At 52.7% G+C, this 11,940-nt stretch carries 12 protein-coding genes; 3 read left to right on the top strand and 9 right to left on the bottom strand.

What is annotated here, in order from left to right; translation table 11 throughout:
• The first annotated feature begins 28 nt into the window (after window positions 1–28).
• Together fadB and fadA are read left to right on the top strand one after the other, a co-directional pair.
• Complete coding sequence (gene fadB, locus ESM_RS0108245; RefSeq protein WP_000965974.1) at window positions 29–2,218, top strand: fatty acid oxidation complex subunit alpha FadB; 2,190 nt, start codon at window positions 29–31, stop codon at window positions 2,216–2,218.
• 9 nt (window positions 2,219–2,227) lie between these two features.
• The gene (fadA, locus tag ESM_RS0108240; RefSeq protein ID WP_000438693.1) at window positions 2,228–3,391 is read left to right on the top strand and encodes an acetyl-CoA C-acyltransferase FadA; all 1,164 of its coding nucleotides are present in this window, start codon (window positions 2,228–2,230) and stop codon (window positions 3,389–3,391) included.
• A 147-nt stretch (window positions 3,392–3,538) separates the two neighbouring features.
• Here the strand turns inward: fadA and fre are convergent, their stop codons facing one another.
• Complete coding sequence (gene fre / locus ESM_RS0108235) at window positions 3,539–4,240, bottom strand: NAD(P)H-flavin reductase (protein ID WP_001517365.1); 702 nt, start codon at window positions 4,238–4,240, stop codon at window positions 3,539–3,541.
• Between the two features lie 45 nt (window positions 4,241–4,285).
• A complete protein-coding gene (gene ubiD, locus ESM_RS0108230; RefSeq protein ID WP_000339824.1) occupies window positions 4,286–5,779 on the bottom strand; it encodes a 4-hydroxy-3-polyprenylbenzoate decarboxylase in 1,494 nt (497 codons plus the stop codon).
• Between the two features lie 166 nt (window positions 5,780–5,945).
• On the opposite strand from ubiD, the gene rfaH reads away from it, so the two are divergent.
• Window positions 5,946–6,434 (top strand): transcription/translation regulatory transformer protein RfaH, encoded by a 489-nt coding sequence (gene rfaH, locus ESM_RS0108225; RefSeq protein ID WP_001192396.1) that lies wholly within the window; start codon window positions 5,946–5,948, stop codon window positions 6,432–6,434.
• On the opposite strand, the gene tatD is transcribed toward rfaH, so the two are convergent.
• The 7 genes from tatD to ubiE all read right to left on the bottom strand — a co-directional run bounded on the left by tatD (window position 6,431) and on the right by ubiE (window position 11,915).
• Complete coding sequence (gene tatD / locus ESM_RS0108220; RefSeq protein ID WP_010377432.1) at window positions 6,431–7,213, bottom strand: 3'-5' ssDNA/RNA exonuclease TatD; 783 nt, start codon at window positions 7,211–7,213, stop codon at window positions 6,431–6,433. The genes rfaH and tatD overlap by 4 nt on opposite strands.
• Window positions 7,214–7,254: 41 nt before the next feature.
• Window positions 7,255–8,031, bottom strand: a complete 777-nt coding sequence (gene tatC, locus ESM_RS0108215; protein WP_000109943.1) for a Sec-independent protein translocase subunit TatC — start codon at window positions 8,029–8,031, stop codon at window positions 7,255–7,257.
• 2 nt (window positions 8,032–8,033) lie between these two features.
• Window positions 8,034–8,549, bottom strand: coding sequence for a Sec-independent protein translocase protein TatB (gene tatB / locus ESM_RS0108210; RefSeq protein ID WP_000459603.1), 516 nt, complete (start codon window positions 8,547–8,549; stop codon window positions 8,034–8,036).
• A 3-nt stretch (window positions 8,550–8,552) separates the two neighbouring features.
• Window positions 8,553–8,822 carry a Sec-independent protein translocase subunit TatA gene (gene tatA, locus ESM_RS0108205; protein ID WP_001517367.1) on the bottom strand — a complete coding sequence of 90 codons (270 nt, stop codon included), beginning with the start codon at window positions 8,820–8,822 and terminating at the stop codon, window positions 8,553–8,555.
• 78 nt (window positions 8,823–8,900) lie between these two features.
• Window positions 8,901–10,541: a ubiquinone biosynthesis regulatory protein kinase UbiB gene (ubiB, locus tag ESM_RS0108200; protein ID WP_000187550.1), complete on the bottom strand. Its 1,641-nt coding sequence runs from the start codon at window positions 10,539–10,541 to the stop codon at window positions 8,901–8,903.
• Window positions 10,541–11,146, bottom strand: coding sequence for a ubiquinone biosynthesis protein UbiJ (gene ubiJ / locus ESM_RS0108195; RefSeq protein WP_001116105.1), 606 nt, complete (start codon window positions 11,144–11,146; stop codon window positions 10,541–10,543). Before ubiJ ends, ubiB begins: the two co-directional genes overlap by 1 nt.
• 13 nt (window positions 11,147–11,159) lie before the next feature.
• A complete protein-coding gene (ubiE, locus tag ESM_RS0108190) occupies window positions 11,160–11,915 on the bottom strand; it encodes a bifunctional demethylmenaquinone methyltransferase/2-methoxy-6-polyprenyl-1,4-benzoquinol methylase UbiE (protein WP_000227958.1) in 756 nt (251 codons plus the stop codon).
• Window positions 11,916–11,940 lie beyond the last annotated feature (25 nt).

The raw sequence follows: 11,940 nt of genomic DNA, 5'->3' as shown, positions 1-11,940 counted from the left end.
GATCACCTTGCGGATTCAGGAGACTGACATGCTTTACAAAGGCGACACCCTGTACCTTGACTGGCTGGAAGATGGCATTGCCGAACTGGTGTTCGATGCCCCAGGCTCAGTTAATAAACTCGACACTGCAACCGTCGCCAGCCTCGGTGAGGCCATCGGCGTGCTGGAACAACAATCAGATTTAAAAGGGCTGCTGCTGCGTTCGAACAAAGCAGCCTTTATTGTCGGTGCTGATATCACCGAATTTTTATCGCTGTTTCTCGTTCCGGAAGAACAATTAAGCCAGTGGCTGCATTTTGCCAATAGCGTGTTTAATCGACTGGAAGATCTGCCGGTGCCGACCATTGCCGCGGTCAACGGCTACGCGCTGGGCGGTGGCTGCGAATGCGTGCTGGCGACCGATTATCGTCTGGCGACGCCGGATCTGCGTATCGGGTTGCCGGAAACCAAACTTGGCATCATGCCGGGCTTTGGCGGCTCCGTGCGTATGCCACGAATGCTGGGCGCTGACAGTGCGCTGGAAATCATTGCCGCCGGTAAAGATGTCGGGGCCGAACAGGCGCTGAAAATCGGTCTGGTTGATGGCGTAGTCAAAGCAGAAAAACTACTTGAAGGCGCGATGGCAATTTTACGCCAGGCCATTAACGGCGACCTCGACTGGAAAGCGAAACGTCAGCCGAAGCTGGAACCGCTGAAACTTAGCAAGATTGAAGCCACCATGAGCTTCACCATCGCTAAAGGGATGGTCGCACAAACAGCGGGGAAACATTACCCGGCCCCCATCACCGCAGTAAAAACCATTGAAGCCGCCGCCCGTTTTGGTCGTGAAGAAGCCTTAAACCTGGAAAACAAAAGCTTTGTTCCGCTGGCGCACACCAACGAAGCCCGCGCACTGGTCGGCATTTTCCTTAACGATCAATATGTAAAAGGCAAAGCGAAAAAACTTACCCAAGACGTTGAAACACCGAAACAGGCCGCTGTACTGGGCGCGGGCATTATGGGGGGCGGCATTGCTTACCAGTCCGCGTGGAAAGGCGTGCCGGTTGTCATGAAAGATATCAACGACAAGTCGTTAACCCTCGGCATGACCGAAGCCGCGAAACTGCTGAACAAGCAGCTTGAGCGCGGCAAGATCGATGGTCTGAAACTGGCTGGCGTGATCTCCACGATTCACCCAACGCTCGACTACGCCGGGTTTGACCGCGTGGATATTGTGGTAGAAGCGGTTGTTGAAAACCCGAAAGTGAAAAAAGCCGTGCTGGCAGAAACTGAGCAGAAAGTACGTCCGGATACCGTGCTGGCTTCTAACACTTCAACCATTCCTATCAGCGAACTGGCCAACGCGCTGGAACGCCCGGAAAATTTCTGCGGGATGCACTTCTTTAACCCGGTGCACCGGATGCCGTTGGTAGAAATTATTCGCGGTGAGAAAAGCTCCGACGAAACCATCGCAAAAGTTGTCGCCTGGGCAAGCAAGATGGGCAAGACGCCGATCGTAGTTAACGACTGCCCGGGCTTCTTCGTTAACCGCGTGCTGTTCCCGTACTTCGCTGGTTTCAGCCAGTTACTACGTGACGGCGCGGATTTCCGCAAGATCGACAAGGTGATGGAAAAACAGTTTGGCTGGCCGATGGGTCCGGCATACCTGCTGGATGTCGTGGGGATTGATACCGCGCATCACGCCCAGGCAGTGATGGCAGCGGGCTTCCCGCAGCGGATGCAAAAAGATTATCGCGACGCCATCGATTCATTGTTTGATGCCAACCGCTTTGGTCAGAAGAATTGTCTCGGTTTCTGGCGCTATAAAGAAGACAGCAAAGGCAAGCCGAAGAAAGAAGAAGATTCCGCCGTTGACGGCCTGCTGGCAGAAGTCAGCCAGCCGAAGCGTGATTTCAGCGAGGAAGAGATTATCGCCCGCATGATGATCCCGATGGTCAACGAAGTGGTGCGCTGCCTGGAAGAAGGCATTATCGCCACTCCGGCAGAAGCGGATATGGCGCTGGTCTACGGCCTGGGCTTCCCTCCGTTCCACGGCGGCGCGTTCCGCTGGCTGGACACCCTCGGCAGCGCGAAATATCTCGATATGGCGCAGCAATATCAGCACCTCGGCCCACTGTATGAAGTGCCGGAGGGTCTGCGTAATAAAGCGCGCCATAACGAACCATACTATCCCCCGGTTGAGCCAGCCCGTCCGGTTGGCGACCTGAAAACGGCTTAAGGAGTCACAATGGAACAGGTTGTCATTGTCGATGCAATTCGCACCCCGATGGGCCGTTCGAAGGGCGGTGCTTTTCGTCACGTGCGCGCGGAAGACCTCTCCGCTCATTTAATGCGTAGTCTACTGGCGCGTAATCCGGCGCTGGAAGCAGCGGCTCTCGACGATATTTACTGGGGTTGTGTGCAGCAAACGCTGGAGCAGGGTTTCAACATCGCCCGTAACGCGGCGCTGTTGGCAGAAGTGCCGCATTCCGTCCCGGCGGTTACCGTCAATCGCTTGTGTGGTTCATCCATGCAGGCATTGCACGACGCGGCACGAATGATCATGACTGGCGATGCGCAGGCATGTCTGGTCGGCGGTGTGGAACATATGGGTCATGTACCAATGAGCCACGGTGTCGATTTTCACCCAGGTCTTAGCCGCAATGTTGCCAAAGCGGCGGGCCTGATGGGCTTAACGGCAGAAATGCTGGCGCGTATGCACGGTATCAGCCGTGAAATGCAGGATGCCTTTGCCGCACGGTCACACGCTCGTGCCTGGGCCGCCACGCAGTCGGGCGCATTTAAAAATGAAATCATCCCGACAGGTGGTCACGATGCCGACGGTGTACTGAAGCAGTTTAATTACGACGAAGTGATTCGCCCGGAAACCACCGTGGAAGCCCTCGCCACGCTACGTCCGGCGTTCGATCCGGTCAGCGGTACGGTAACGGCGGGCACGTCTTCTGCGCTTTCCGATGGTGCTGCAGCCATGCTGGTGATGAGTGAAAGCCGCGCCCGTGAATTAGGTCTTAAGCCACGCGCCCGCGTGCGTTCGATGGCGGTTGTCGGTTGTGACCCGTCGATTATGGGTTACGGCCCGGTTCCGGCCTCGAAGCTGGCGCTGAAAAAAGCGGGGCTTTCTGCCAGCGATATCGGCGTGTTTGAAATGAATGAAGCCTTTGCCGCGCAGATCCTGCCGTGTATTAAAGATCTGGGGCTGATGGAGCAGATTGACGAGAAGATCAACCTCAACGGTGGCGCGATCGCACTGGGTCATCCGCTGGGCTGTTCCGGTGCGCGTATCAGCACCACGCTGCTGAATCTGATGGAACGCAAAGATGCCCAGTTTGGTCTGGCGACGATGTGTATCGGTCTGGGCCAGGGCATTGCGACGGTGTTTGAGCGGGTTTAAACACTTGCCGGATGCGGCGTGAACGCCTTATCCGGCCTACGGTTCAGGACTCTTTGTAGGCCGGATAAGACGCGACATAGAGTAATGCCACTGAATAAAGCTTTAGTTGCCGTTTTTCCCGCCTGTCAGGGGCGGGTTTTTTAACCCTTAGATAAACGCAAACGCATCGCCAAACAGGCGATCTTCCCGCGCATTACGCTCATTGCAGAACAGGTCTCGGGCGATTTTCGCCATCTCAAAACGTCCAGCGATATAGATATCATGCTCTGCTAACGTACCGTGATCCTGCAACACCGCCGTTAATACCGTACCGGTACGCCCTCGCCAACCCGCTTCCGGCTGTTCAACCACCGGCACCACTTGTAAACCAGGATGCTTAAGCGAAAGCGCCTCAAGCTCAGAAAGATCGTACAGATGTTGCTGCTCACGCCCGCCCCAGTAAATAGTGATATTACGATTGGGATTACGCGCCAGCGCCGTCAGCAAAATAGAACGGGCATAAGAGAAGCCCGTGCCGCCGGCAATAAGAATCATTGGACGCTCTTCATCATCGCGCAGCCAGGCTTCACCGTGGGGGATATCGACTACGATTTGATGATCTTTAAGGATGCGGTCCATGACAGCTTTCGCGTAAAGATTGATTTCAGAAGCACCGATATGCAACTCGATAAATCCTTTTTCATCAGGCGTTGAGGCCATTGAAAATGGGCGTTTATCGCGCTCGTCCATCACTACCATCAAATACTGACCTGCACGGAATGAAAAGGCCGCATCTGGCACGATTCGAACACGGTATACGGTATCCGTGATAGCTTCTACCGAGGTCACTTTACAGCTTAAGGTTGTCATGCGCTTTCTCTGTCGGATCAATAAATAGGGCAAAACAAACGCGCATCAGGCGCTTTTACCGTTGTTAAAGATGGCCAGTTCATCCCAGATTGCGTCAATATGCGCAACAACATCCGGATCTTTTTTGATAGGACGCCCCCACTCACGCTGGGTTTCCCCTGGCCATTTATTCGTGGCATCCAGCCCCATTTTTGAACCCAGCCCGGAAACAGGCGAGGCAAAGTCCAGATAATCAATAGGCGTATTTTCAACCAGCACCGTATCCCGCGCCGGGTCCATGCGGGTAGTAATCGCCCAAATCACATCGTTCCAGTCGCGTGCGTTGACATCATCATCGCAGACGATCACAAATTTAGTGTACATAAACTGACGTAAGAACGACCAGACGCCCATCATGACGCGCTTTGCGTGTCCAGCGTACTGTTTTTTGATCGTCACTACAGCCAGTCGATAAGAGCAGCCCTCCGGCGGCAGATAAAAATCAACAATTTCCGGGAACTGTTTTTGCAGAATCGGCACGAACACTTCGTTCAGCGCCACGCCCAACACCGCAGGTTCATCTGGCGGACGACCGGTATAGGTGGAGTGGTAAATCGCATCTTCACGCTGGGTAATGTGCGTTACGGTAAAGACAGGGAAGCTATCAACTTCATTATAGTAACCCGTGTGGTCACCATATGGGCCTTCTGCAGCCATCTCACCCGGGTCGATATACCCTTCCAGCACGATTTCTGCACTGGCAGGTACTTCGAGGTCATTAGAAATGCACTTCACCACTTCGGTTTTGGTGCCACGTAACAATCCGGCAAAGGCGTATTCCGACAACGTATCCGGCACTGGCGTCACCGCGCCGAGAATCGTCGCAGGATCAGCCCCCAGAGCAACAGAGATCGGAAAACGTTCACCCGGATGCGCCGCGCACCACTCCTGATAATCCAGCGCACCGCCGCGGTGCGACAGCCAGCGCATAATCAGCTTGTTTTTACCAATCAACTGCTGGCGATAAATGCCAAGATTTTGCCGCTCTTTGTGCGGCCCCCGCGTCACCGTCAACCCCCAGGTAATCAACGGAGCAGCATCTTCCGGCCAGCAGGTCATAATGGGAATGCGGTTGAGATCGACATCATCACCAGAAACAATTTTTTGCTGACAGGGCGCACCACGTAACCGTTTCGTCGGCATGTTCAACACCTGCTTAAACTGCGGCAGCTTATCAAACAGATCGCGAAAGCCTTTTGGCGGCTCCGGTTCTTTCAGAAACGCTAATAATTTACCGACTTCTCGCAACGCCGAAACATCCTCTTGCCCCATACCCATAGCGACACGTTTCGGCGTACCAAACAGGTTGCACAGCACCGGCATTGAATAACCTTTAGGATTTTCAAACAACAGCGCAGGTCCACCGGCACGCAATGTGCGGTCGGCTATTTCAGTCATTTCCAGATGCGGATCCACCGGGAGCGTGATACGTTTTAGCTCACCCTGCTGTTCAAGCAAGGTCAGGAAGTCGCGTAAATCGTTATATTTCATGGCGTCCATTGTAGCCTCTTAATCTGCGCACATTATACGGCGTTCATCTTTACGATGCTGTAAATTTGTTAAATTAGCGTGAACTCAGGCGGTATAACGCAAACCCGGGAATATAATTAACTTAACGCATCGCTTTTGCTATTCTTGCGCCCCGATTAAACGGATAAGAGTCATTATGCAATCCTGGTATTTACTGTACTGCAAGCGCGGGCAACTCCAACGTGCCCAGGAACACCTCGAAAGACAGGCGGTTAATTGCCTGGCGCCGATGATCACCCTGGAAAAAATCGTACGAGGCAAACGTACTGCAGTCAGTGAGCCATTGTTCCCCAACTACCTGTTTGTGGAATTTGATCCAGAAGTGATTCATACCACCACCATCAACGCCACTCGGGGTGTCAGCCACTTTGTCCGTTTTGGCGCATCGCCAGCGATAGTCCCATCGGCGGTGATTCATCAGTTATCGGTGTATAAACCGAAAGACATTGTCGATCCGGCAACGCCATATCCAGGTGATAAGGTGATTATTACCGAAGGTGCTTTCGAAGGTTTTCAGGCCATTTTCACCGAACCCGACGGTGAGGCACGCTCTATGCTCTTGCTTAATCTTATCAATAAAGAGATTAAGCACAGTGTGAAGAACACCGAGTTCCGCAAACTCTAGAACGCAATCCCAAATAACTTTTTGACATTGGCATCCGTGGTGGCAGCCAGCCATGCGGCATCTTCCCCACGCCAGTGCGCAATACGTTGCAAAATATGGGGCAAACAGGCTGGCTCGTTGCGCCGGGAGGATGGCTTCGGCGTGAGATCGCGCGGGAGCAAATACGGTGCATCAGTTTCAATCAGTAGTTTATCTGCCGGAATCAACGGCAACAGTTCTCGCAGTTCCAGTCCGCGTCGTTCATCGCAAACCCAACCAGTAATGCCAATATAAATGCCTCGCGCCACACATGCCTGCATCTCTTCGCGTGTGCCAGTAAAACAGTGCAACACCGCGCCAGGTAGTTTATCCAGCCACGGCTCCAGCAATGTAATAAACCGCTCATGGGCATCGCGACAGTGCATAAACACCGGCATGTTTAATTCTGCGGCAATACGCAACTGGGCAACAAAGGCACGTTCCTGTTCTTCTGGCGTAGAAAAGTTGCGGTTAAAGTCGAGGCCACACTCACCCATCGCCACCACTTCTGGCTGCGAGGCCAGCTCCACAAGCACTTCTTCTGTTGCATCTTGCCACTGGCTGCTGTCGTGAGGATGCACGCCTGCCGTTGACCAACAGTGCAGATACTGACGCGCCAGTTTTTGCGCCTGTTGGCTTTCGTGCAGGTTAGTGCCGGTGATGAGTAGCCCATCAACACCCGCAGCAAAAGCGCGTGCCACAACATCATCGCGGTCTTTCGCAAATTGCGAACTGGTCAAATTAACGCCGATATCAAACATCCTGCTCTCCATATGACAACCGCCCTGACGGGCGGTTGAATTTATTCTTCAGTTTTTTCGCTTTCTGCTTCAGCGTCGTTTTCTTCTTCCCGGTTTCGGCCTTTACCAACGTAAAAGCGTGAGAAGAAGACACCGATTTCAAACAGGCAGTACATCGGGATCGCCAGCAGCGTTTGCGAGAAGACATCCGGCGGCGTCAGTAGCATCCCGACAACAAATGCGCCAACCAGCACATACGGGCGTTTTTTGCGTAAGTCTTCTGGAGAGGTAATCCCCATCCAGCACAGCAGCACAATTGCCACCGGTACTTCGAAGGAGACGCCAAACGCCATAAACAACGCCATAACGAAGCTTAAGTAGCTGGCGATGTCGGTGGACACCTGTACCCCTTCTGGCGCGGTATTGGCAAGGAAGCCAAATGCCAGCGGGAAGACCACAAAATAGGCAAACGCCATACCGATATAAAACAGCAGAGAGCTGGAAACCAGCAACGGCACCACCAGACGACGTTCGTGCTTATACAGCGCGGGAGCGATAAACGCCCACACCTGATAGAGAATCACCGGCGCTGACAGAATCAGCGACACCATAAAGGTCAACTTGATCGGCGTAAAGAACGGCGAGGCCACGTCGGTGGCGATCATCGTTGAACCTTGCGGCAACTGCTTGATCAACGGCGCGGATACCAGGTGATAGATATCATTGGCGAAATAGACCAGGCACAGAAATATCACGATCACCGCGATAATGCAGTTCAGCAGACGCTTACGCAGCTCAATCAGATGCGTGATAAGCGGTTGAGTATCTTCTACAGACATGTTTACGGTTTATCACTCGATGAAGGGGAAGATGCAGCGGTTTTCGGTTCAGCATCCGCAGCAGGTTTTACCACCGGCTCCGGCGTGGCTTCTGGCTTCTGTTCCGGCGAGCTGGCCTGAGTTTCCGCAGCGGCAGGCGTGACGCCTTCATGCGCAGCCTCATTGTCTTTCACCACCGGGTTATGGATGGTGTGCGCTTCATCACTCACCTTTTCAGGATCGTTTGCGACGTAGGAACGTTTCATCGACTCCGCGGCCTGGCGCAGTTCATCCATCGACGCTTTCAGTTCGGGCGTCAGGTTAGTGAGACTCGCCTTTTCAACCTTTTTCAGGCTGTCCTGAAACTCCTGGAGTTTTAACTCCTGGGTCAGTTCGTTCTGCACCGTTGTCGCCAGTGAACGCAACGCACGAATCCAGCCCGCTACCGTTTTTACCGCCACAGGCAGTCGTTGCGGCCCCAGAACGACGAGGCCGATGATGAATACCAATAGCAGTTCGCTAAAACCGATATCAAACACGGATTACACCTGCTCTTTATCGTGGCGCTTCGCGTCTTCTGTTTTAGCCTGTTCCTGGTTCGTATCCGCCTGCTTATCGACGATAGTTTTCGCAGTAAAATCAGCATCCTGACTGGTTTTATCCTGCTTTGGTTCATCATCGCTCATTGCTTTTTTAAAGCCTTTGATCGACGCACCAAGATCGGAACCGATGGAGCCGAGCTTTTTGGTGCCAAAAAGCAGTACAACGATGACGGCAATAATCAATAACTGCCAAATACTGATACCACCCATACATGTTCCTCTGTGGTAGATGATGATTAAACAAGGCCGCATTATACGTTACACGGCCCGCCTTGAGCGATGAAAAAATCAGCGTGTTTTGCGCCAACCGACAAACCAGGCGCTCAGCCCCCCCGCCATTAACCAGGCGGGCATCAACCCAAATTCAGGTCGGCTGACCAACAAGAATGTGCCACTTAATACTAATGTCGCACCAATTCCGAGAAAATAACGGGATTGTCCCTGACGCACATGATTCGACTGTAACTCGCGCGCAATCTTATCAACACTGTGCTGTAAATACTTGCCCTGGCGCAAACTGTCATAAACCAATTCAGGCAGTTCTGGCATTTTTTCGATCCAGAACGGCGCTTTTTCCTTAAAGGCTCTCACCAGCGCAGGAATACCAACCTGATCTTTAATCCACGATTCAAGGAAGGGTTTTGCAGTTTTCCATAAATCGAGCTGTGGATAAAGTTGCCGTCCAACGCCTTCGATATAGAGCAACGTTTTCTGAAGTAACACCAGTTGCGGCTGCACTTCCATGTTGAATCGACGCGCCGTATTAAACAGATTTAACAGCACATGTCCAAACGAAATTTCCGCCAGCGGTTTTTCAAAGATAGGCTCGCACACGGTACGAATGGCAAATTCAAAATCTTCCACGTTGGTATCTGGCGGCACCCAGCCTGAATCAACGTGCAACTCCGCCACTTTGCGATAGTCACGGTTAAAGAAGGCGATAAAGTTTTCCGCCAGATAGCGTTTATCTTCTTTGTTTAGCGAGCCAACAATCCCGCAATCAATACCGATATACTTCGGGTTTTCCGGGTGTTCGAAGCTTACGAAGATGTTGCCTGGGTGCATGTCGGCATGGAAAAAACTGTCACGGAAGACCTGAGTAAAAAACACCTGCACGCCGCGTTCCGCCAGCAATTTCATGTTGGTGCCGTTTTTCTCCAGCGCCGCGACATCAGAAACCGGAATGCCGTAGATGCGCTCCATCACCATCATCCCTTCGCTGCAATAGTCAGGGTAAACTTCCGGAATGTAGAGCATCGGGCTGTTTTCAAAATTGCGCCGCAACTGGATTGCGTTAGCGGACTCCCGCAACAAATTCAGTTCGTCGATCAACGTTTTCTCGTACTCGCGAACCACTTCAGTTGGGCGCAGACGACGTCCATCCGGCAGTAAGCGCGGCACCCAGCGGGCGAGACGATAAATAAGTTTCAGGTCCGCTTTAATAACCGGCAAAATATCCGGGCGGATAACTTTAATCACCACCTCTTTGCCATTCGATTTCAGCCGCGCAGTATGTACCTGCGCAACGGAAGCCGATGCCAGGGGCGTGATGTCAAAATCATCAAACCACGCTTCCACCGGCAAGCCGCCCATCGCCGCTTCAATTTGTGCTTTCGCCAGTTTGCCATCAAACGGTGCGACTTTGTCCTGCAATAACGCCAGTTGGTCGGCAATATTCGGCGGGAAAAGATCGCGGCGGGTCGATAACATCTGCCCAAACTTGATCCATACAGGACCCAGTTCTTGCAGCGCCAGTCGTAGCCGCTCGCCTAATGGTTTATCTTTATGCCGATTCGGCATCCAGAACAATGAGTATCGCCATAACCGCAGCGGCAAAGTGATACGCATTTTAGGAATCAGTTCATCAAGTCCGTAGCTTAAAAAAGTGCGAATGATGAAATACAGGCGCCGTACTTCACCTGGCGTCATTAAACTGCCTCCAGTTTTTCCAGCCGTTTGGTTAGCGCATCAACGGCACGTTCAACGGCGGCTGTCTCTTCCGCAAACCAGGCCACTTCAAGCGGACCTGGCGCCATACGCCACTCTTCGGTAATTGCTTCAGCCACATAACGTTGCTGGCGTTTAATACCGTGATGCAGGAACTTCGCGCCACCACGCAGGGCTTTGCTGATGCCTTCGGCAGCGATATCACCAGTATAAGGAGCCAGCAGCTCCGCTGGGTCAAACTCCGCGAGATCTGCCAGCGCAACGAAGTTCTGTACTACCTGAATATCGCCCTGCACTTCCAGCTCGCCGCTGCGGATTAACGCGGCAAGCTGCTGGCGATCGCGGAGTTTCGGTAACACGCTGGCATAAGCAATGACGGTGCAATCAGCATCACCCGCCCATTCTCCCAGAACATCGACCTGACGTTCGCTAAATACCAAAATCAGCGAGGTCGAAAAGCCTTTTACCTCTATGCGCAATACTTTGCCCAACAGACGCGAGCGGGCAGTTTTCAGCGCGGGTGAGCGATACAGGAAGGTGTTGAGCAGACTTTCTATTCCTGCCGTCACTAAAGGTTTAAAAGGCATAGTCGTACTCCTGTCAGAACTTATAACCACGGTGCAGCGCCACAACGCCAGCCGTCAGGTTGTAATAATCGACACTTTCGAATCCGGCATCTTGCATCATGGCTTTCAGGGTATCCTGATCGGGATGCATACGGATGGATTCTGCCAGATAACGGTAGCTGTCGGCGTCATTCGCCACCAGCGAGCCAATACGCGGCAACACATGGAAGGAGTAAGCGTCATAAGCTTTGCTTAGCGGCTCGATAATCGGCTTCGAGAACTCAAGCACCAGCAGACGACCGCCGGGTTTCAGCACGCGATACATCGAACGCAGCGCTTTATCTTTGTCAGTGACGTTACGCAGACCAAACGAAATGGTGATGCAATCAAAGGTGTTATCCGGGAACGGTAGAGCCTCGGCATTTGCCTGAACATACTCAACATTGCCAATCACGCCGATATTACGCAGCTTCTCGCGCCCCATTTTGAGCATGGATTCATTGATATCAGCGAGGACCACTTTGCCAGTTTCACCGACCAGGCGGGAGAATTTCGCCGTCAGATCGCCAGTGCCGCCAGCCAGATCCAGCACGGTCTGCCCACGGCGTACGCCGCTACAATCGATCGTGAATCGCTTCCACAAACGATGAATACCAAAGGACATCAAATCGTTCATGACATCGTATTTCGATGCCACGGAATGGAAAACGTGGGCGACCATGTCCGCTTTTTGTTCCTTCGCGACGGTCTGAAAACCAAAGTGCGTCGTTTCTTGTGACTTATCCACCATCTCAATGCCTGCTCATCAAAAAATT

This window comes from Escherichia sp. TW09308 (assembly GCF_000208565.1).
In the GTDB taxonomy this organism is placed as follows: domain Bacteria; phylum Pseudomonadota; class Gammaproteobacteria; order Enterobacterales; family Enterobacteriaceae; genus Escherichia; species Escherichia marmotae.
Note: the sequence above shows the minus strand (reverse complement) of the source record. Positions and strands in the feature narration are given on the sequence as shown.